Origin of the sequence: Snodgrassella alvi (assembly GCF_002777425.1) — a bacterium.
In the GTDB taxonomy this organism is placed as follows: domain Bacteria; phylum Pseudomonadota; class Gammaproteobacteria; order Burkholderiales; family Neisseriaceae; genus Snodgrassella; species Snodgrassella alvi_B.
This window is the reverse complement of record NZ_MDVC01000115.1, coordinates 26782-48240: the sequence shown is the minus strand read 5'-3', so window position 1 is coordinate 48240 and position 21459 is coordinate 26782. Positions and strand designations below refer to the sequence as shown.

The following is a 21459-nucleotide window of genomic DNA, read 5'->3' as shown; positions in this document are numbered from 1 at the left end:
TTATTTTTAGACATGTATCAATGGCAATATAAAACAAATTACCGTAAAAAGATTATTTTTTCGGTAATTTGTTTCTGATTTATACTGTAGAAAGGAAATATGGTAAAGAGTTGATTACTGATATTTATTCAGCCAGTGAATATTTATCATCATGATTCTGGCGGGTTTGAACAAAATCAGCCCAGCTTGGCAGTTCATGCAAAAAGCGTGACAATTCATGCAATGCATTCAGATAGACGCTACGTTTGAATTCAATAACTTCGTCTACTGGTGCCCAGTACTGATGCCAGCGCCACGCATCAAATTCCGGATGATGGGTAGCGCGCAGATGAACATCGCTTTCCCGCCCAGTCAGACGCAGCAGATACCATATCTGTTTCTGTCCTTTATAAGAACCTCGCCATTCGCGTTTAATCCAATGCGTAGGTACATCATAACGTAGCCAGTCACGTGTACGTCCGATTATTTTGACGTGATGTGGTAACAAGCCTACTTCTTCCATCAGCTCGCGATACATGGCCGCTTCCGGGCTTTCGCCTGGCTTGATGCCTCCCTGCGGAAACTGCCAGGAATGTTCGTGTACCCGTTTGCCCCAAAAAACCTCGTTACGGTCGTTGGTGATGATGATCCCGACATTGGGGCGATAACCTTCTCTGTCTAACATGGTAGTTCGCCCAATAAATAAATCGAATTTTCGCACAAATTGGGTTGTGAGACCAGTAAGGATTAAATTGGAGGGGTGTCAGCTAAGTTATATTTTATATAGTTATGAAATATTTATACTGTTATTTTTTTGTATTAAATGAATTGGAATCAATCTATCAGCTGATATTAAGACTGGTATATATACCGTACCAAGCAGGTGGTGATGATTAAGCTTGTTTTAACTGTTGATAAACAGTATTTATCTAAAAAATAAAGCCATATCTGGTTGGATATGGCTTTATTTTGTTTAATCTAATCAGTTTTAGGAATGAATAGGTTCGAGATTGTGAATGGTTTTCTCGTTTTCAGGAATCTGCTCTTTACCATTTTCTGGTTGGGCATGCTGATAAAAGGCGGCACGTTTAGCAGCCTGAAAAATTTGTAGTCTACGACGGTGTTGCATAATTAAATCCTTTCTCGCTTGTCGGTGTTGTGCACCAACTGTTGTCATTTATAGCTTGTGTACAGCTTGTACTGATGATTAATAATGTAAATCAGTTGTCTGTACAGTTATTGTTTTTAACATGATTATTTATTTGTTCACTAACAATATATAAGATATAGCAGACTTTTGCAAGGCAGTAATTTTTGGCTGCCTTTAAGGGTGAAATGTAATTGATTGCCGAGAACACGGCTGATTTGCGGAAAGATCAGGCAGCAGTGGCTGCCTGATCACTGTAATGATAAGAGTAGAAAATTAAGGCTTAGGCTGGCTGTTGCCGGTACGTCTGTTTTGCTGGTTGCTGCTGCGATGACGGGAACGGTTTGGCTGCTGCTCGCCATTCTGACGCCGGTTTGCACCCCAGTTGCCATTTTTGCTTTGGTTACCAAATGAACGGCGTCCTTTGCCTGCTGTTTTGCCAGAACGTTTGCGGGTAGGCTCCATGCCGGTGACAGTATGTTCTGGCAGTTTACGGTTCAGATACCGTTCAATTTTGTGTACTTTGATGTACTCGTTCACTTCGGCAAAGGAAATGGCCAAACCAGTACGTCCTGCGCGGCCAGTACGGCCGATGCGGTGCACATAGTCTTCAGCCTGTTTGGGCAAATCATAGTTAATTACGTGGGTAATGGTTGGTACGTCAATACCACGGGCAGCAACATCAGTAGCCACCAGAATTTTAATTCGCCCTTTACGTAAATCCATCAGTGTACGGTTACGCCAGCCCTGAGGCATGTCGCCATGCAGACAGTTGGCAGAAAACCCTTTTTCATACAGCTCATCAGCCAGTTGTTCAGACATAGCTTTGGTGGCGGTAAAGATAACAACCTGATCAATGCTAGTGTCGCGTAAAAGATGATCAAGCAGCCGGTTTTTATGTCGTGTGTCATCACAATAAAGCAGCTGTTCATCAATTTTGCCCTGTTTTTCTTCGCGGGCAATATCAATTTTCTGTGGCTGATGGGTTAGTTTCTGTGCCAGTTTGCCAACCATGCCATCCCATGTGGCTGAGAACAACAGGGTTTGACGTTCAGCAGGAGTGGCGGCAACAATGGTTTCTATGTCGTCTATGAAGCCCATATCAAGCATGCGGTCTGCTTCATCCAGAATCAGTACCTCCAGACGGCTGAAGTCAATTCGACCCTGACGCATGTGATCCATTAATCGTCCCGGTGTAGCAACAATCAGGTCAATCGGGCGAGACAATGCACGGATTTGCTGGCCAAAAGCAGTACCGCCCACCAGTGTAACTGTGCGTAGCCATGGCATGTTTTTACCATAAATCTGAGCATTTTTTTCTACCTGTTGTGCCAGTTCACGTGTAGGTGTTAAAACCAGTGCCCGAGGGCCTTTGCCTGATTTTTCACTGCGTTTGAGCAGTTTTTGTAAGGTAGGTAACAGAAAGGCGGCGGTTTTACCAGAACCAGTCTGAGCAGAAACCATTAAATCCTGATTATCCAGAACGGCGGGAATGGATTCCAGTTGTACGGGAGTTGGATTTTCATAACCGGCAGCGGTAAGTGCGGTAGTGAGTTGTTTGTCTAAGTGTAAATCTGAAAAAGACAATGTCATGATTTTCCTTTGGTTAAACGACCAACCAAATGTGATAATCTAGTTTGTAAAAGATAAATTAGATTATGGGAAACAGTTGCTAGCTTAAGCCAAATAGAAAAATAATCAAAGATAGCAATTGGTTGTCGTAAGCGTGTGTGTTTGGGTATTTTATACATCGGCGACAACCAAGCAACGGATGCATTTCTGCAGATGTTGGTATACGGCGTTACATAATATGGTGATATTGAGTACGCCGTGTTTAATTAGGTTGCTAACGATGGCTTCAAATTATTCGATTGATTATAAGTTATATCGTTTTGTTAGGCAACTTGGTACATGGGGTATATGTGACGAATACTCTGGGGTATTAGATGGTTTTTTCCGTTACAATGTGGCTGTTAGCGTGATTATGGCAGTTATGTAAAGTTTTATTTATGAGTGATGATCTAGGTGCATTTGCCAACCGTCTTGGCAAAAATATTAAACATTTGCGTAAATGGGCACAGCGTCAGGGACTGGAAGCGTGGCGTATGTACGACCGTGATGTGCCGCAATATCCCTTTGCTGTGGACATCTATGCGGATCAGGTTCATTTGCAGGAGTACGATACGGGTTGGCTGATGCATAAGTCGGAATATGAAGATTGGCTGACGGGGGTTATGGACGCAATTGTATTTGTAACTGGTTTGCCCAGAGAACATATTCATTTGAAAAGGCGCCAGCGTCAGAAAGGTAAGGAACAGTATGAAAAAACCGGTGCTGATGGCACGGATTTTGTGATTCATGAGTATGGGCGGGCTTTTTGGGTAAATCTGGATAAATATCTGGATACAGGTTTGTTCCTTGATCATCGCAATACGCGCCAAAAAATAGGTTGTATGGCTGCGGGCAAACGTTTTCTGAATCTTTTCGCATATACTGGCAGTTTTTCGGTATATGCAGGCACTGGTGGCGCTTTGTCAAGTGAAACAGTTGATTTGTCTAATACTTACCTGCAATGGGCTCGGCGTAATTTTGAGCTGAACGGGCTGGATATGGGGGCACATCAGATTGTGCGGGCTGATGTATTTCAATATTTGCAGATGGCTGCTGAAGAAAGAAAGCAATTTGATTTGATTGTGATGGATCCGCCAAGTTTTTCCAATAGTAAGAAAATGTTGGATATTCTTGATATTCAGCGTGATCAGGAAAAGCTGATAGATGGTGCTATGCGTTTGTTATCACCGCAGGGAATTTTGTTTTTTTCGAATAATCTGCGCAGCTTTACGCTGAATCCTGCTCTGGAGCAGCGTTATCAGGTAAGTAATATTTCCAGAAAAACGGTACCGGAAGATTTTCGTAATGCGCGTATTCATCAATGCTGGGAGATGCAGAAACGTTAGCTGGTAAAGTTTGTTTTAGGAGACAGTGATGGTTGGAAAGGCTCAAATAGTACATGTTGCAGGTGTATTAGGTATGCTGTGCTTACTCGTGACAGTTGCTGATGCTGCTGTGATTTATCATGCAGGGCATGGTGAACGCGATATTATTGTTGATTTACCTGTTTCATCTACCACTACCATTAATAAAACTGTGCGCATTGATGCACCGGCAGGAGCAACGGTTATTTACACGGATACGCCAGTTTATCCCGCTGTACCGTCTTATCCGACTGTTTTACCTTATCCTCCGGTTTATCCGGTGTCTCCCAGTATCAGCTTGCGTCCGGTAGGTCATGTTTGCTTGCGCAATGATGGCATTTCTTCTGCCTGGCAGTCAGTTATGCTTGATTCCTGTTCCAGTGGCGAAATCAGTGAAGCTATGTATTTCCATCAGGGACAGGTATGGCTGAACAGTCGCTGTCTGGCAGTGAAAAATAATGCTGTGGGAACGGTTACTTGTGCGCTTAACAGGGAAAATAACTGGCTATTGACTGGCCGGCAGTTACGTGACCGTAACAGTAATTTGTGTGTGGATGGCGCACAAGGACGTTTGCAGTTACAGCCTTGCCGGGACGTAACCACTCAACAATTTCATTAATGCAGTTAATAGGTTTTGATGAATATTTTTTATAAGCTGTATAGTTATATTTTATTTGTTTATTCTGATTTTGATAATAATTTGTTTTATATAAGACAATTAAAATTATTCTGACTGGATACAGTTTTAAATATATTGGCAATTTTTGTAATAATCTATTTATTTATGTTAATATTATATTTGCTAATATCATTCGTGAGTTTGCCCGATTTTATTGTTGGAATTGATAAATGCAACAGTTAAATTTATTGATGCTAAACAAGTTTGTGCTGGCTGCTGTGCACACCTGTGTAGTTGAGTAAGTGTTGATTTTGACGGAGTGCTTTCTGATTATTAGTATGATTTATAAGGTAAAAAAATTGTTGGTATATTTTGAGGCGTTTGATTTACACCAGATAACTATATCAGCAGAAATATTTGACTTAAGCTAATATTGTTTATAATTCTAGGTAAGGTAACTGTTTATCGTTATGTCTTTCTCTTCTTCCTGTATTCTGCCGCCAGCAATGCTAGGTATTCTGGGTGGTGGGCAACTGGGTGCAATGTTTACTGTTGCTGCCAAAACAATGGGTTATCAGGTAACGGTTTTGGATCCTGATCCGAATGCACCAGCGGTTCAGTATGCTGATGTGCATTTATGTGCGGCTTTTGATGATGTTGTTGCCTTGCAGAATATGGCCAGATGTGCGGCAGTGACGACTGAATTTGAAAATGTAAGTGCCGATTCAATGCGCTGGCTGGCACAATATACTGAGGTGTCACCATCTGGTGATTGTGTGGCTATTGCACAGGACAGGCAGCGGGAGAAAGACTGGATTACTAAGGCCGGACTGGCTACTGTGCCGTTTGCGGTTATTTGTGCTGAGTCTGATATTGATAGTCATCTGGAAGAGTTATTGCCTGGAATTCTGAAAACGGCCACTCTGGGTTATGATGGAAAAGGGCAGATAGAAGTAGGTACTATTGAAGAGTTGCGCGCCGCTTTTACACGATTGCAGAATGTGCGTTGTGTGTTGGAAAAAAAGGTGGATTTGCGTGCGGAAATATCTGTTGTTGTCGCGCGTTTGAATGAACAGCAAACCGTATGTTTTCCACCGGCAGAAAATCAGCATGAAAATGGTATTCTGGCCTATTCATTAGTACCAGCCAGATTACCACAGTCTGTATTGCAGCAGGCTGAACACATGGCTGTAAAATTGGCTCATGCCATGGATTATAAAGGAGTTCTGGCAGTTGAGATGTTTATTGTGGGCAGTGAAATGCAATTACTTGTCAATGAAATCGCACCCCGACCGCACAACTCTGGGCATTACACTTTAGATGCCTGTATTTCTGACCAGTTTCAACAGCAGGTACGGCTAATGTGTGGTTTGCCGCCGGCCGCTACTGATTTATTACAGGCTTGCTGTATGGCCAATATTCTGGGAGATGTCTGGCCGGCAGACAGGGAACCGGACTGGTGTACCGTGCTGAATCACAATACCGCCTGTTTACATCTGTATGGCAAAAAACAGGTACGGCCGGGTCGCAAGATGGGACATTTTACTGTTCTGGCCGAAGATTCTGACCAGGCATGGCAAACGGCACGGTCTCTTCATCTTCATCTATACAATGATGCTCAAAATTTTTGCTCAACTGCACTAAATGTATCTTGTTGATATGGGCAAAAAGATATTACTTTGAAATTGATGGGCACAAAATTGTCTCCGCTACTAAGGTTTTCAAATGGTTGGATATTGCTAGGGTATGTATTACCGATGGCTTTGGCATGTGCAGGTATTGCCGGATTACCCATATCAATGGCGCTGACCGGTGTTATGTGCGCATTGTTGTGCAGTGTGCTTTTCTGTGGCCGAGAGAAGATATTGCTGACACCATCGCCGTTTTCAGCACTAATGCTCATGGCATCGGTGGCCTATTATGCCGGTGCAGTAACGGAGCGGGTTGCTGTGGCCAGTATGCTGACTTTGTTTACTGGTGTCTGGTTATTATTACTGGCTATGGTATTACCCAGGCATTGTCTGAGCTGGATTCCTCGTCCGGTGTGGCATGGTATTGGTGCTGGTATTGTTCTGACTTTGGTGGTTATGCTGGTGCCGATTATTCTTGGTGTTTCTGCCAATAGTAGTTCATGGCTGGAACAATGGGAACTTCTGGTCAACTGGCAAAGATGGAACTGGCCAAGTATGGTTCTGGCCGGCTTAACTCTTGCCTTGTTGGTGCTGTGGAGAACCAAATCTCAGCCCAAGGTTTTGTGGGTACTGCTGCTGGTGTGGATTCTCAGTCATATATGGCCGTTTTCATTTATCGGGATTGCTACGCCTGTTCAGCAAAGCTGGCAACTCTGGCCTTTATTTCATCTGATGCATGCTGACTGGCCATTGCTGATTTTTTTAAGTGCCACGATAGCGCTGTTAATCTATGTGGAGGTTTGTCAGTATTTACCCGATCAGTTTCGGCGTGGTATTGGCATTGCTGGCTTGTCCAATATACTGGCTGCAATGACTGGCGGTATGGTAGTCAGTGTGGGGTATGTGGCTGATCGGTCAGTGAAAATCAGGGTTAATACCCTGATGACAACGCTATTACTGCTGGCACTGATTTATTGCTGGTCATGGTGGCCTTGTGTGCCTTTACCTGTGCTTGCGGTTATTGCGCTATATATAATTTGTGTACAGATTAGCTGGGGTGAATTGCGTTTATATTATCGACAGTGGGATGATTTGTTGTGGCTGTGTGCTTCGGCCATTCTGATTATTCTGTTTGGTATATATGCTGGTTTATGGCTGGTTATTTCGCTGGGATTGATAGTGATGTGCTGGCATTCGCTCCGTATGTACGCCTGGCCTGTATTATTGCCCGAAGTTCAGATTATGGCGCAGGAAGCTGTTATTATTTTACCTCAGGTTTTGCTGTTTGCTAATGCCTGTATGCTATTACAGCGCAGCCGCGATCTGGTTAATACATTGAATGTACAAAAGGTGTATCTGGATGTGAGCGCTGGCTGCTGTGCGGATGTCACTGTGTTTGTTCATTTACAGGCTCTGGCTCGTGAATTACATCAGCAGGATAAAATGTTGTTTGTATGTGGCTTGAGCGAGAAGGCATGTTTGGCGCTCATAGCGAAGAAGCTGGATTATTTGTTGCCTGAGCAGTTTAGTACTCGTGATGCTGAATCTTTATTGATATGTCAAAAGTATATGAGTGAGTCTCTGGTGGCATAAGATATTCTGTTTATTGTTGCTGAAGCTGGTAGTCAGGTATGATTACTTTATACTGAATATTTACTGTATTTGGCTGGGAGGGAGAAATGAATAAATTCTGGAGTGAGAAAACTAATTGCTTACAGCCTTACGTACCTGGAGAGCAGCCTAAACTAACCAATCTGGTTAAGCTGAATACCAACGAAAATCCATTTCCGCCATCGCCTATGGTTCTTACTGCGATGCGGGATGCAATTAATGATGATTTGCGTTTATACCCGGATCCGAGTGCGGATAACTTAAAGCAGACAATTGCTGATTATTACGGTTTGCACAAACAGCAGGTTTTTGTGGGTAATGGTTCAGATGAAGTGCTGGCACAGGCATTTGCTGCTTTTTTTCAGGGTAAACAGCAGTTATTGTTGCCGGATATCAGCTATAGTTTTTATCCGGTATATTGTCAGTTATATGATGTTGAAGCTTGTTATGTGCCTCTGAATGAGCATTTTTCCCTGAATCCTGCTGATTATTGTGGTGCTCGGGCGGGGGTGATTTTTCCAAATCCGAATGCGCCGACTGGTTGTATTTTACCGCTGGTTCAGGTTGAGCAGATATTGCAGGCCAATTCTGACTGTGTGGTACTGGTAGATGAGGCTTATATTGATTTTGGTGGAGAATCTGCCGTTAGGCTGATTAATGATTATCCTAATCTGCTGGTGGTGCAGACGCTGTCTAAATCCCGTTCGCTGGCAGGAATGCGGATTGGTCTGGCAATGGGACATGCTGATTTGATTGAGGGGCTGGAGCGGGTTAAGAACAGTTTTAATTCCTATCCGCTTGACCGGGTAGCACAGGCTGCTGCTATTGCAGCATTCACTGATGATGACTATTTCCGTCTTACTTGTGCCAAGGTGATTAAAAATCGTATCTGGCTAACTGAACAGTTGCAGCGACTGGAGTTTGAGGTTTTGCCTTCTGAAGCCAATTTTGTATTTGCACGCCATGGTAGCAAAGAAGCAGCACAGATTGCCGCCTTCTTGCGGTTGCATGGTGTGGTAGTACGTCATTTTCAGCAGGAACGAATCAGTAATTTTCTGCGCATCAGTGTTGGAACGCAGGAACAACAACAACGGCTAATTGCGGTACTGGAGGAAATGCTTGCGCAATAAGCTGGATTTTAGCAGCTATTACCGTCTGGATAACGATAGTTGATATGGGTGGGCAAAAGCAGTTTATTGTGTCTGTTCTGGTATGAATGATTGGCAGAGCTCATAATCATCTGCCAGTAATTCAAACTGGAAATGCTGATTGGATTTGACAAATATTTTTTTATCTTTTGTTACAAATATAGCGCCCATATCTTTGTGTTTTTCCAGTTCATTCAGCCCTTGTCTGACGCCAAAACCATACAGAATGGTTGAATAAATATCCCCCGTTAATGAATTATCTGAAATGATGGTTACACTTTGCAGTTCATTATCCAGTGGATAGCCGGTGAACGGGTCGATAATGTGGTGATAAAGCTGTTCATTAAGCATAAAATAACGCTCGTAAATCCCAGAAGTAACCACAGATTTGTCCTGCACGTGCAGTATACCGAGTAAGCTGTCTGCTTTGGCAAAAGGGCGTTTCAAACCGATATGCCAGTGCTGGTTGGGAGTAAGCGGTGAGCAGCCAATGGTTAATACATTGCCGCCACAATTGATGATAGCCTGATGAATGCCATATTGAGCCAATACTAGTCTGGTAATATCGGCAATATAGCCTTTGGCAATGGCTCCTAAATCAATTTCCATGCCGGCTTTGGCCAGATACACTGTATATTTTGCCTGATCCAGCTCGATCAGATGCGGATTAGTCAGGGTTAATCGGTGTGCTATTTCTTTTGCCGGAGGAATACTGTGTCCATTAAAGCCGATTTTCCATAGCTTGACTATCGGGCCGATGGCAAAGTTAAAGCAACTGTGCGGCAGCAGGCTGGCTGCTTTAGCCTGTCGGATTAAATCAAATACCAGTTTACTTACTGCTACCGGTTGTTTGCCGGCAGCATGGTTAATGCTCATCACTTCTGAATGGTCACGGTTGACCGTTAAACGTGTTTCCAGTGCCTGAATGGTATTGAAAACTGCTGCTACTGCCTGCTGATTTTCGACAAACAGTTGCAGGGAAACAGTTGTTCCCATGAGCTGTTGGCTATAGGTGTAACATGAACCAGACATGGTGATGAGCTATGTGTTAATAGTTAATGGTTTTTAGCATAAGCGGCAGCCTGATCGCCAGCCTGAATACCAAAGATAATGATATCGGCAATGGCATTGCCACCTATGCGGTTGCCACCATGCACACCACCAGCTACTTCACCTGCGGCATAGGCACCTTTAATAACCTGTGCTTGGGTATCCAGTACTTCGGTGTTGGTATTGATGGTTACACCGCCCATGGTATGGTGAATGCCCGGGGCAATCTGGATGGCATAAAAGGATGGCTGATTTAATGGATGGCGCATGCCGGTAGTACGCCCGAAATCTTCATCATGTTGTTGTTCTACAAAACGGTTGTAGCATTCTACAGTGTTAGCAAGATTCTCGGCATTGATGTTCAGTTTATCGGCCAGTTCTGCCAGTGAGGTGGCCTGTACTGCCAGTCCTTTGCCGATATAAGTTTCTGCTGCCTTGTTTTCGGCTCGAATTTGTTCATCAAACAGTATGTAAGCATAATGTTCAGGCAGGTCAATAATGCTGTTGGAAACTTTGTCACGCGTATCCATTTCATTGACAAAGCGTTTACCGTACTGCGATACCAGAATGGCACCACCGCCGCGAATGGATTCTGAAATCAGATAGGCTGTATTTTGTTCTACTGTGGGGTGTATCTGTATTTCATTCATGTCGACAGTGCCGGCACCGATTTTCTGTAACAGTGCAATGCCTGAACCTGTCGCACCTTTATGGTTGGTGGTGACAAAATTAGCTAAATCAGGCCGGTAATGTGTAACCATCTGTGCATTGGCACCAAAGCCGCCGGTTGCGACAATGACTGTTTTGGTGCTGATGCGTTGTTCATTGCCTTCTTCATCGCACACCATTACTGCATTGATGCGGCCATCTTTCATTTCAATATCGGTAACAGAGGTATCGAGCATTACTTCAATGCCACGATCATTGATGTTCTTCAACAGGCCGCTAATCAGATAACCACCAACGGCTGCACCACTATCTGGGCGATGGGTGCGGTCTACACTCATGCCGCCGGTAGTAGTTAAATTATTTAACTGAATTCCTTTTTCATCCAGCCAGTCTATCGCTGCCGGAGCGTGTTCGACAAAGTAGTGCAATAATTGCGGGTTGTTTTTGTTTTTACCGCCTTTAAGCGTTTCATTATAGAACCATTCTTTATGGTCGATAATCCCTGCCTGTTGCTGGAAACGGCTTTCCGCTGCATTCATGCCGGCTGAGGCTTTGTTGGTATTACCACCGGTAACCGGCATTTTTTCAATGATGATAACTGAAGCACCTTTATCATGTGCTTCAATGGCTGCGGCCAGACCGGCGCCACCACTACCCACTACAACAACATCACATGATTTGTCATCAGCATCGCCACCTTCGACGATGGTGGCCACTTTATAAGAAGTAGATATGGCTTTGGTAACTGCTTTTTTAAATGCATCACATTGTGAAGTAGCACCGCTGATTGCATCTACATAAGGGCTGTTAGCGGCCAGAATACGCTCTTTGATTTCATTAAAATTACGAATAGAAACGTGATCCAGTTGTTCGGTATTGACCAGTGACAGGTCTTTAATAAAGTCCTGCCCCAGTTCAACATTGATAACGAATTTATTGTCGAAATCGTCACTAACGGTTTGCTGATAAGTGCCGGCATGGAATTTTTTCGTATTGATTTCGCGTACCATGCTGTGAATAAGGGGAAAACGCCATAATGGTTCTGGTATGCACAGATTAGCCCGCTGGTCGCTATTCATGGATAGCTGTAAATCATTTTGGTTCTGAATACGCTCAGCCCAGTCTGGATAAGCTACACAGGCTCTTCCGGCTGCAACCAGATCATAGCCATGTGCCATTGCTGTTTCTGCATCGGCCTTATTCACGACATTACCCACGCCGATAACCGGTATTTTGGCCAGTGTGGCAGAACGCAGCTGCATGTATTTGTCAATTAATGGGGTTTCATCGCTGCTGTCAATAATGGATGGGCGTAATGTGGCCGCCATGGAAAAATGGACATAGTCTAAACCGGCCTGAGCCAGTTTATCTAGCAGGAATAGGGAATCGTCAAAAGTAATACCCGGCACTTCCAGTTCTTCCGGTGAGAACCGGTAACCGATAATAAATTCGCTAGTGGCATGTTTCTGTGCCATCTGCCGGCTGATTTCCAGTACGGCCAGCGGGAAGCGGGTACGGTTTTCGCGGCTGCCACCCCATTTGTCCTGCCGCTGATTGGCATGAGGAGAGAAAAATTGCTGAATCAGATAGGTGTTGGCTCCGTGAATTTCAATACCATCAAAACCTGCGGCAATTGCACGTCGTGCCGCTTCGCCAAATTTACCAATCATGTCTTCAACTTCGCCAGCTGTCATGGCTACCGGTACGGTTGCATTCGGCCGTGGAATAGCGATGGCACTGGGGCCTACAGGTGTCTGGCCGCCGATTAGCCGAGGCTCTACCATACGCCCGCCATGATAGATTTGTATAACTGCTTTGGAGCCGCGTTCTTTTATGGCTGCGGCCAAGAGACTCAGCCCTTCAATGCAGTCATCGTTGTGAATACCTATTGCACCGGGAAAAGCTGGTCCCAGTGCATCTACATAGCCGCATTCAACAATTACTGTGCCTATACTGCCAGAACGCTCTCGATAGTAATCAATCAGGTTATCAGTGACGGTACCATCATAAAAACCACAGCAGGTAGTCATGGGCGCCATCACCAGACGGTTTTTCAGTACAACACCGTTGGGTAAGGTAAGCGGATTAAAAAGGGGAGAAGATGGATTATTCATATTCAATGCCAATTAATCAGAACTTGGTATAAAAAAATATGCGCATGGTAGCGTAAAACCTGAGGGGTTATCTATTGAATAAAAGGCATAAATATAACAATGGCATGTATTTAATTTATTGTATTGATACGTGTCAAATTTAGCTGGTTAAATCTGGTAAAGTAGTAGTTTATAAAATGAATATATTTTTGCGGCTATTGTTATATATGTCTTTCTGCAAGTTTATTGCCAGCATTAAATTTCTGGTCAGGACAGCAGGTGTGTCCTGCATGATATTGCACTGGAAATAGGAATTTTCTGATATCTGGCTATGCATGGGCGATTTCTGGCAGAATAAAATAATTAAGAATAGTGCTGCTACATATAAGGGTAGCAGTATTTGTTTTAAGTTTGCTGCTATCGATATAAATATTAAAAGTATATTAATTTCATGTGTTTATATAATCTTGTTGGCTGTATTAAGATAATTTTCACCATACGCAGACAGATTGAGTTTATTTTATTAACAAATATTAACAATTGCACAATGAGACACAAGCATGACGTTGCTTGCCGCGCTCAGGTACAATCTGTTTTTTCTATTGAAATATAGCACTCATGGCATCTCTGGAAACATGGATTGGCTTACGTTATTTACGTGCCAGGAAACGTAATGGGTTTATGTCATTCATCACTGCGGTATCTATTGCTGGTATCGCGCTTGGCGTATCAACATTGATTGTTGTACTGTCTGTGATGAATGGTTTTCAAAAAGAAATCCGTAATCAGTTACTCAGTGTGGCTCCTCATGCTGAAATGGGGTTTTACGAAAACAGTCTGGATCAGCACTGGCAGGATTTACAGAAGCTGATAAAAGATAACCAACAGGTGGTGGGATCGGCGCCCTATGTAGCTGATCAGGCATTACTGGCCAATGCAGGAGAGGTGCGTGGTGTGCAAATTCGCGGGATTGAACCGGCACTGGAAGGTAATGTTGTCGATTATGGTCAGGGAATGCCTAATAATGGTTTTGCCAGTCTTAAGCCGGGTGAGTTTGGTATTCTTTTGGGTAAAGACCTCGCTGACGGGCTTGGCGCCAATATTGGTGACAAGGTTACTGTAATCACGCCAGATGGCAATGTAACACCAGCCGGCATGGTGCCGCGTTTAAAACAGTTTACTTTGGTAGGTGTGATTACAACGAAGATTTATGAGGTGGATAATACGCTTGCCTTAACCCATATCACCGATGCGCAAAAACTGTATCGGCTAGGCAATAATGTGAGTGGTTTGCGCCTGAAATTGGCCGATCCGCAGAATGCGCCTTTTGTGATTCAGAAGTTGGTACCGGCAAAACTACAGAATGAAATCTGGATTCGCGACTGGACTTTCCAGAATCGCAGCTATTTTGATGCGGTGCAGATGGAAAAACGAATAATGTTCATTATTCTGTTGTTAATTATCGCTGTAGCAGCTTTTAATCTGGTGTCGTCGTTAGTGATGGCTGTAACTGAAAAACAGGCTGATATTGCCATATTGCGCACACTTGGACTTTCTCCGGGTGGTGTAATGCGTATTTTCATGATTCAGGGGGCAGTAGCCGGATTTCTCGGTACCTTTTTTGGGGTGATTTTCGGGGTAACGCTCGGATTGAATATTGGCCGCATTGTTGCCTTTTTTGAACATATGACCGGCAAACACCTGATACCGTCCCAGATTTATTTTGTGAGTTATCTGCCTACGGATGTCAAATTTTCTGACGTATGCATGATTGCAGTGATTTCTTTGTTGCTGGCCTTTGTTGCCACATTGTATCCAAGCTGGCGTGCCGCCAAAACGCAACCGGCAGAGGCTTTGCGCTATGAATAAACCCGAGTATGTTATTGAATGTGAGCATGTTTGTAAAACCTATGATGATGGGTATTTACAGGTATCGGTGCTGGATGATTTGCATTTTAATGTCAGGCGTGGCCAGAGTATCAGTATTGTTGGTGCTTCCGGTAGCGGCAAATCCACTTTGCTGCATCTGCTTGGGGGACTGGATACCCCTAGTAGTGGCACAATACGTTTGATGGGGCAGGGTATAACCCAGTTGAGTCAGAAAGCTGTAGGTCAGTTGCGTAATCAGTACCTGGGCTTTGTTTATCAGTTTCATCATTTGTTACCAGAGTTTTCAGCATTAGAAAACGTGATGATGCCTCTGCTGATAGGGCGCATGTCTAAAGCTCAGGCTGAAGAGCAGGCGCAAGCAATGCTGGATAAAGTGGGACTGAAACAGCGGATGGCGCACCGGCCGGGTGAACTGTCTGGTGGAGAACGGCAACGGGCTGCAATTGCACGGGCTATGGTTACTCATCCTGCCTGTATACTGGCCGACGAACCAACCGGTAATCTGGATCGGAAAAACGCTGGCAATGTACTGGATATAATGCTGGATTTACAGCATGAACTGGATACCAGTCTGGTTGTGGTAACCCATGATGATGAGCTGGCCGCCCGCTTTGATGAGGTTTTAACGGTAACAGACGGCAGATTATCACCATTTATTGCTAACTAAAGTAGGGAAATCGTATTTTGTCATCTTGGTTGATTGTGCATGGCTGATAATGTCAATCTGGTTGAGGTTTCCGCACAGGCTACCCATCCGGCGCTACAGGCAATGACTCAGGTGCTTGGTGTGGTCGCACACACTGAGTGGGCTGTTATGCAGCCATGGGCAGACGCGCTGTTATGGGCTTTCAATCGGGGAGACAGTCATATTGTGGTACCCCGCGAACATCTGGCGGCAATCCGCAACTGTCGTGTTTTGGTGGGCGCTGCCGGAGCTTATACTCCGTTTATTCTGCAAAACAATCATTTATTTTTAGGGCGTATGTGGCAGCTAGAACAGGATATTGCTGAGAGCTTGTGGCGGTTGGCCGATATTGCGCCTGCAAGGATAAATGACGCGGCTGTGGCTGCCGATCTGGCCAGCTGGTTTCCTGAAGCAGACAGTGCCCAGCAGCGCTTCGCGGCTGCACTGGCCTTAATCCAGCATTTTGTGGTGATTAATGGTGGACCGGGCACGGGGAAAACAACTACGGTTGCCAAAATTCTGGGATTATTACTCAAACACGCCTGGCCGTTGTCGCGTCCACCACAGATTGCGCTGGTGGCGCCTACCGGTAAAGCGGCTGCTCATATGGCTAATGCTTTACAACGTGCCCTGAATAAACTGCCCCTACCGGACAGCAGTATGCAATTACTGGGACGTTTAACAGGTCAGACGGTGCACCGGTTGCTACAACTACAGCCGCCGCTGTTAACGGGTCCATATGATGCGGAACACCCCTTGCCGGTGGATATTCTGGTGGTTGATGAATCTTCCATGCTAGATTTATCCCTGTTTCGGGCACTGTTGCGCGCATTAAAACCTGATGTGCGCCTGATATTGCTCGGAGATGCCAACCAGTTGCCGGCGGTAGGTGCCGGTAATGTGCTGGCAGAATTATCTCAGCCGACAGTATTGTCTCCTGTGCTGAAACAGCAACTCGCAGCGCTTTTGCTAGAGCAGCCTTTACCCCCATCCAGCAATGAAGCCAATATGGCTGCACATGTTGCTACTTTGAGTCACAGTTATCGCTTTGACGCTACTCAGGGTATTGGTGCGTTGGCAATGGCTTGTATCAATGGTGACGATAGTGCAGCACTTAATGCAGTAACCAGTTTCCCAGCACAGTTGCAATTGCAGCAGACTGATATGCAGCGATTGAGCCGCGATTTATATTCACAGCAGCGAATGTGGTGGCAGGCGGTGGCTGAAAATAATATCGCAGCGGTTTTCAGCCATCTAACAGATATTATGGTATTGACTGCATGGCGCGCTGATGCAGAAGCATTTAACCAGCAGTACCGGCGTTATTTACGCCAGCAGTTACATCTGAATACTGATAGCTGGTTTGCAGGTCTGCCGATTCTGATTACCCAGAATGATTATGGGGTTGGTTTGTTTAATGGTGATATTGGTGTCATTCTCCCGGATCGGGATAATTCGGGACACCTGCTTGCCTATTTTGCCGACGGTGCGAACTATCGTGCCATTTCCCTTAGCCGTCTGCCTCAACATGAAGCTGCATTTGCGATTACAGTGCACAAAAGTCAGGGTTCGGAATACGATAGTGTGTGGTTGCTGGCTCCTCAGGCGCAGGCAGCGGCAGACGATCCTCTGTTTAATCGTTCTCTTTTGTATACAGCACTTACACGCGCCAGACAGCAATTTACTTTTTGTGGTACGGCCAGACAGTTGGCACAAGGTATAAAAAATAACCAGCAGCGGCGCAGCGGATTAAGTGCAGCCTTGGCTCAATTGGCTAAAAAACAATCGCAGTTGTCTTTATTTTAATTCTGCCTATTTGCTGGCTTTAATCTTGCCTGCTTACTTTGACAATCCATGCTGTGAAACTTAATTTTATGTATCTATAATATTCTGGTTGGTGGAATAAATTTATGCTATTCTGCTTTATCAGGAAATATCACAAAGACTGAATCATGGATAAACCTTTAATTGCAATTATTGCGGCAATGCAGCCCGAACTGGATTATTTACTTGAACAGCTGGGTAACCGGCAGGATAGTGTGGCCGGAGCGGTACATTTTCATCAGGGTGAAATTAAAGGGGTACCGGTGATACTTGCCCTGAGCGGCATAGGTAAAGTCAACGCAGCGCTTACTACCTCAGTTATCATTGAACGGTTTGCACCTGATTATGTTATTAATACGGGCAGTGCTGGTGGCCTGAAAGCTGGTATTCAGATTGGGGATGTAGTGGTTGGTAATGAGGTGGCTCATCACGATGTTGATGTCACTGTTTTTGGCTATGTGCCTGGCCAGGTACCACAATTGCCACCAAGATTCTTTGCTAACCAGCATCTTATTGATGTGGCCAAACAGGCTGCTCAAGTATTTGCTGGTGCTGAAATCTATACTGGTTTAATCGTGAGTGGTGATCAGTTTATCGGTACCGCTGAACAAAACCGTTTTATCAAAGAAAATTTTGCTGATGTGGTAGCCGTGGAAATGGAAGCTGCTGCAATTGCACAAACCTGCCATCAGCTCAATGTCCCTTTTGTGATTATTCGTGCTATTTCAGACAATGGCGACGCCAATGCTTCAATTAGTTTTGATCAGTTTTTGCAGCAAGCAGCTATTCACTCAGCAAAGATGGTAATCAATCTGATATCCATTACACAAACCGTAGAGTTTCAGCATGATTATTCAGTAAAATTCGATATATAAAAATTTAATTATTGTCAGGTATGGAAATTAATTGGGTTTATTTTATATAGAGCCTTTGCAAAACCCAGAAATTTTTATAAGTTTGAGTAATAGCTGCTGCTTAATATAGGTTTAAGCATAATTTAGGCTATTAAGATAGTCAATTACTATATTTATATGCTATTTATATAAAAATTTAATTCTTTATTTTTGTATTATTGGGGACGTAGCATTGAAGTTAGTTATTAATAAATATGTAATTTTATTATTACTTGCTTTTTGTGGCTTACCTATTCTTGATGCATCGAATTACTCTGTAATTTATCAAATTGGTCTATATTGTGCGACAGTTGGTTATTTTTGTCTGTTAGTTCTGTTATGGAAAAGCAGGCTTACGCGCATATTTTCGATTCTGTTGTTACTTGTCTGGTGCTTTAATACTAGTATATCGCTGATAATATTTCAGATATATCATTGCCAGTTTAATGTGGAGCTAGCTATTACTATGTTAGCTTCCAATACCAGTGAAGCGATAGATTTTTTGCACGCTTACTGGCATATAATCTTTTGCTTAATATTTATATTTGCAATTTTAATTGTACTGATTAAAACTACAGCACAAATTTTATCTTTGCGTGTTCTTAAAGTTATTGTAATACTATTTATAGTAGCTATACCGCTTAAAGCATTAGAGCAGATTGCTAAAGGTCGACTTAGTCAGGAAAATTTTGATTTAGGTGAAAAAGTATGGCCTTATACTGGACTGAATAATTTTGCCATACTTTCGCGTGCTTATAAGGATATGAATGTTCTTAAAACCGTAGCTGGGCAGCAAACTGTATATAAATTACAGCGTAAAGAAACTGATATAGATACTTATGTAGTCGTAATAGGTGAATCAGCCAGACGTGCTAATTTAAGTCTTTATGGCTATTCCAGATTAACTACACCTAATATCGACAAAGAGCGGGCAAATCTGTTCATTTTTAATCAGGCTGTAGCTCCGGCTCCGGTAACATTGATGGTGGTACCAAATGTTTTAAGTAGTCGAACGATAAATGACAGGGGTATTAATAAACTGGGTGATAACGTAGTAAATCTGGCTGGTCAGGCTGGCTTTAAAACTTACTGGTTAAGTAAACAGGGTAAGATTAATAAATATGATACATTAATTACAACCATTGCAAATGCAGCAGAAACTAAGGAGTGGTTGAACGGTGGTTATGACAATACTTTATTGCCCCGATTTATAAAAATATTGAATGATAATAGTGTTGAAAAAAAATTGATTATTCTACACATTAATGGTAGTCATAAAAATGCATGTAATAAATACCCAGAAAGTGAACAGGTGTTTAAAAATGGGCGTTCTCCAGTAGAAGACTGTTATGATAATTCCATTCATTTTACAGATAAAATATTAGGAGAAATTTTTAGTCATTTACGCAGCAAAAAAGCTTCATTATTGTATTTTTCAGATCATGGGCAAACTATTAAGATTAAACGGGGACAGATAGACTACACGCATGCTGTTGTGCATCCAACTAAAGAGGGGGTAGATGTACCGCAATTTATCTGGTATAGCCCAAATGTGCCCGCCAATAGTAGATGGGTCGGTGAATATAGAGAGATATATCCTACTGAGGATAATTATTATTTAATTTATGACTGGATGGGTATTGAGAAAATTGATGAGTTAAATACACATTCTGTTTTATCAACAGATTTCATCCCGCGTAAAAAAATTCAGGTGATGGATACAGATTTGAATATTTTTGACTATCGGGATTTGCCCATTGACGAAATCAGACCTTACCAAAACTAGATTATATTAATTGACTTTGTATAAAAGTCACTATTTAATAGCTGATTTACAATCAGTGTGGTTGTGTAAGCATTGTGGCCGAAGCAAGCACTAGCTAACATAGTTTAAAACCATAAATATTTTGTCTCTCAACCGGCAGTTATTTTATCAGGATGAAATTGTGTTTCAGTCATTTTTCCCGAAGCCCCGTTGGTTTTTCCTGTCTGCTATCTTGTGGATTGGTCTGAATATTGCTCTCTGGTATGCGGGTGGTAAAGCGGCAGGTGAGTGGTTTGGTTGGCCGCAGGGCTATGCGGATAAACCTCTGGCTATTGGTCTGTCGCGTTTCTGGTCGCCCGGATTTCTGTGGTTTTATATCTGGTTTGTACTGGCTACAACCATTTTTGCTGTTTTCTGGTCAGTGGTGGCACGGCATCCATGGCAGCGCTGGTCAATATGGGGTTCGGCCTTAATCCTGTTCAATATCTGGTTTAATGTGCAGGTAAATGTAACCATCAATGCCTGGTATGGCCCATTCTGGGATATGATTCAGAAGATGCTCGGCAGTGGTGGCGGGCCAATCAATCATATTTATCAGAATATGCTCACTTTTCTGCTGATTGCGATGGTAGCGGTAACCGTGATTATGCTGAATGCTTTTTTTGTCAGCCATTATGTATTTCGCTGGCGTACAGCCATGAATCAGTATTACATTGATCACTGGCCAAAATTACGTACTGTTGAGGGTGCTTCTCAACGTGTTCAGGAAGATACCATGCGCTTTGCCACGATTGTGGAAGAGCTGAGTGTGAGTCTGGTACGAGCAGTGATGGTACTGATTGCATTTTTACCGATTTTGTTTCAGCTATCCAGCCATGTACCAGTATTACCCTTGATTGGTGAAATTAAATACTCGCTGGTCTGGGCGGCATTGGGCTGGTCATTGTTCGGTACGGTATTGCTGATGGTAGTGGGCATTAAGTTGCCCGGTCTTCAGTACAATAATCAGAAAGTGGAAGCGGCCTACCGCAAGGAGCTGGTGTATGGGGAAGATCATGGTGAACGTGCCCAGCCTGCTACCCTGAAACAGCTTTTTGAGCGGGTGCGGATTAATTACTATCGTTTGTATTTCCACTATGCTTATTTCAATATGGTGAGCACTTGGTATTTACAGCTAGACGGGCTGTTTGGTCTGGTTATGTTATCACCGTCTATCGCTGCGGGTACGATGACGCTCGGATTGATTAACCAGATTATTAATGTGTTTAATAATGTGCGTGAATCATTTCAGTATCTGATTAATTCATGGAAAACCATTATTGAGCTCTTATCAATTCATAAACGCCTGAAAGCTTTTGAATCGATATTACATGAGAAGAATTAATAGTACCTATCATGCTCATATTTGTATGGCGAAAATGATTTTCGTGTAAATATGGTTATTAAGTAAAATTTAATTTAAGTGCTGTTTACCTGCTAT

The 21459-nt window shown here is 43.3% G+C and carries 16 protein-coding genes; 11 read left to right on the top strand and 5 right to left on the bottom strand.

Features of this window, described 5'->3' with window-relative positions; all coding sequences use genetic code 11:
- Positions 1 to 124 precede the first annotated feature (124 nt).
- From BGI33_RS12175 to BGI33_RS12170, 3 genes are all read right to left on the bottom strand, one after another.
- Positions 125 to 664 carry an RNA pyrophosphohydrolase gene (locus tag BGI33_RS12175; protein ID WP_100091444.1) on the bottom strand — a complete coding sequence of 180 codons (540 nt, stop codon included), beginning with the start codon at positions 662 to 664 and terminating at the stop codon, positions 125 to 127.
- 303 nt (positions 665 to 967) lie between these two features.
- The gene (locus BGI33_RS13325) at positions 968 to 1108 is read right to left on the bottom strand and encodes a hypothetical protein (protein ID WP_180297049.1); all 141 of its coding nucleotides are present in this window, start codon (positions 1106 to 1108) and stop codon (positions 968 to 970) included.
- Positions 1109 to 1402: 294 nt separating this feature from the next.
- Complete coding sequence (locus BGI33_RS12170) at positions 1403 to 2719, bottom strand: DEAD/DEAH box helicase (protein WP_100091443.1); 1317 nt, start codon at positions 2717 to 2719, stop codon at positions 1403 to 1405.
- Between the two features lie 416 nt (positions 2720 to 3135).
- Between BGI33_RS12170 and BGI33_RS12165 the strand changes: the two genes are divergently transcribed.
- The 5 genes from BGI33_RS12165 to hisC all read left to right on the top strand — a co-directional run bounded on the left by BGI33_RS12165 (position 3136) and on the right by hisC (position 9092).
- Positions 3136 to 4083, top strand: a complete 948-nt coding sequence (locus BGI33_RS12165) for a class I SAM-dependent methyltransferase (protein WP_100091442.1) — start codon at positions 3136 to 3138, stop codon at positions 4081 to 4083.
- Between the two features lie 28 nt (positions 4084 to 4111).
- Positions 4112 to 4720, top strand: coding sequence for a ricin-type beta-trefoil lectin domain protein (locus BGI33_RS14025; RefSeq protein ID WP_100091441.1), 609 nt, complete (start codon positions 4112 to 4114; stop codon positions 4718 to 4720).
- Between the two features lie 470 nt (positions 4721 to 5190).
- A complete protein-coding gene (locus BGI33_RS12155) occupies positions 5191 to 6378 on the top strand; it encodes a 5-(carboxyamino)imidazole ribonucleotide synthase (RefSeq protein ID WP_100091440.1) in 1188 nt (395 codons plus the stop codon).
- 30 nt (positions 6379 to 6408) lie between these two features.
- Positions 6409 to 7944 carry a SulP family inorganic anion transporter gene (locus BGI33_RS12150; RefSeq protein ID WP_100091439.1) on the top strand — a complete coding sequence of 512 codons (1536 nt, stop codon included), beginning with the start codon at positions 6409 to 6411 and terminating at the stop codon, positions 7942 to 7944.
- An 86-nt stretch (positions 7945 to 8030) separates the two neighbouring features.
- Entirely contained in the window at positions 8031 to 9092 is a 1062-nt protein-coding gene (gene hisC, locus BGI33_RS12145) for a histidinol-phosphate transaminase (RefSeq protein ID WP_100091438.1), read from the top strand.
- A gap of 63 nt (positions 9093 to 9155) precedes the next feature.
- Here hisC and BGI33_RS12140 read toward each other — a convergent pair whose 3' ends face one another.
- The gene (locus tag BGI33_RS12140) at positions 9156 to 10106 is read right to left on the bottom strand and encodes an FAD:protein FMN transferase (protein WP_218965202.1); all 951 of its coding nucleotides are present in this window, start codon (positions 10104 to 10106) and stop codon (positions 9156 to 9158) included.
- Between the two features lie 59 nt (positions 10107 to 10165).
- Positions 10166 to 12943, bottom strand: coding sequence for a flavocytochrome c (locus BGI33_RS12135; RefSeq protein WP_180297052.1), 2778 nt, complete (start codon positions 12941 to 12943; stop codon positions 10166 to 10168).
- A gap of 597 nt (positions 12944 to 13540) precedes the next feature.
- On the opposite strand from BGI33_RS12135, the gene BGI33_RS12130 reads away from it, so the two are divergent.
- The 6 genes from BGI33_RS12130 to sbmA all read left to right on the top strand — a co-directional run bounded on the left by BGI33_RS12130 (position 13541) and on the right by sbmA (position 21363).
- Positions 13541 to 14791, top strand: a complete 1251-nt coding sequence (locus BGI33_RS12130) for a lipoprotein-releasing ABC transporter permease subunit (protein ID WP_100091435.1) — start codon at positions 13541 to 13543, stop codon at positions 14789 to 14791.
- Entirely contained in the window at positions 14784 to 15479 is a 696-nt protein-coding gene (lolD, locus tag BGI33_RS12125) for a lipoprotein-releasing ABC transporter ATP-binding protein LolD (protein WP_100091434.1), read from the top strand. The genes BGI33_RS12130 and lolD overlap by 8 nt, the downstream gene beginning before the upstream one ends.
- A gap of 39 nt (positions 15480 to 15518) precedes the next feature.
- The gene (recD, locus tag BGI33_RS12120; protein WP_100091433.1) at positions 15519 to 17303 is read left to right on the top strand and encodes an exodeoxyribonuclease V subunit alpha; all 1785 of its coding nucleotides are present in this window, start codon (positions 15519 to 15521) and stop codon (positions 17301 to 17303) included.
- Between the two features lie 146 nt (positions 17304 to 17449).
- Positions 17450 to 18196, top strand: a complete 747-nt coding sequence (locus tag BGI33_RS12115) for a 5'-methylthioadenosine/adenosylhomocysteine nucleosidase (protein WP_100091432.1) — start codon at positions 17450 to 17452, stop codon at positions 18194 to 18196.
- A gap of 484 nt (positions 18197 to 18680) precedes the next feature.
- Positions 18681 to 20000: a phosphoethanolamine transferase gene (locus BGI33_RS12110; protein WP_100091431.1), complete on the top strand. Its 1320-nt coding sequence runs from the start codon at positions 18681 to 18683 to the stop codon at positions 19998 to 20000.
- Between the two features lie 160 nt (positions 20001 to 20160).
- Positions 20161 to 21363, top strand: a complete 1203-nt coding sequence (sbmA, locus tag BGI33_RS12105; RefSeq protein WP_100091557.1) for a peptide antibiotic transporter SbmA — start codon at positions 20161 to 20163, stop codon at positions 21361 to 21363.
- Positions 21364 to 21459 lie beyond the last annotated feature (96 nt).

Excerpts from the sequence above, each read along its gene's own strand:
- BGI33_RS12150 (WP_100091439.1), top strand. The coding sequence starts at position 6,409 with ATGGGCACAAAATTGTCTCCGCTACTAAGGTTTTCAAATGGTTGGATA.
- lolD (WP_100091434.1), top strand. The coding sequence starts at position 14,784 with ATGAATAAACCCGAGTATGTTATTGAATGTGAGCATGTTTGTAAAACC.
- BGI33_RS12110 (WP_100091431.1), top strand. The coding sequence starts at position 18,681 with ATGTTAGCTTCCAATACCAGTGAAGCGATAGATTTTTTGCACGCTTAC.
- hisC (WP_100091438.1), top strand. The coding sequence starts at position 8,031 with ATGAATAAATTCTGGAGTGAGAAAACTAATTGCTTACAGCCTTACGTA.
- BGI33_RS12170 (WP_100091443.1), bottom strand. The coding sequence starts at position 2,719 with ATGACATTGTCTTTTTCAGATTTACACTTAGACAAACAACTCACTACC.
- BGI33_RS14025 (WP_100091441.1), top strand. The coding sequence starts at position 4,112 with ATGGTTGGAAAGGCTCAAATAGTACATGTTGCAGGTGTATTAGGTATG.
- BGI33_RS13325 (WP_180297049.1), bottom strand. The coding sequence starts at position 1,108 with ATGCAACACCGTCGTAGACTACAAATTTTTCAGGCTGCTAAACGTGCC.
- BGI33_RS12140 (WP_218965202.1), bottom strand. The coding sequence starts at position 10,106 with ATGGGAACAACTGTTTCCCTGCAACTGTTTGTCGAAAATCAGCAGGCA.
- BGI33_RS12115 (WP_100091432.1), top strand. The coding sequence starts at position 17,450 with ATGGATAAACCTTTAATTGCAATTATTGCGGCAATGCAGCCCGAACTG.
- BGI33_RS12130 (WP_100091435.1), top strand. The coding sequence starts at position 13,541 with ATGGCATCTCTGGAAACATGGATTGGCTTACGTTATTTACGTGCCAGG.
- BGI33_RS12175 (WP_100091444.1), bottom strand. The coding sequence starts at position 664 with ATGTTAGACAGAGAAGGTTATCGCCCCAATGTCGGGATCATCATCACC.
- recD (WP_100091433.1), top strand. The coding sequence starts at position 15,519 with ATGGCTGATAATGTCAATCTGGTTGAGGTTTCCGCACAGGCTACCCAT.
- BGI33_RS12155 (WP_100091440.1), top strand. The coding sequence starts at position 5,191 with ATGTCTTTCTCTTCTTCCTGTATTCTGCCGCCAGCAATGCTAGGTATT.
- BGI33_RS12165 (WP_100091442.1), top strand. The coding sequence starts at position 3,136 with ATGAGTGATGATCTAGGTGCATTTGCCAACCGTCTTGGCAAAAATATT.
- BGI33_RS12135 (WP_180297052.1), bottom strand. The coding sequence starts at position 12,943 with ATGAATAATCCATCTTCTCCCCTTTTTAATCCGCTTACCTTACCCAAC.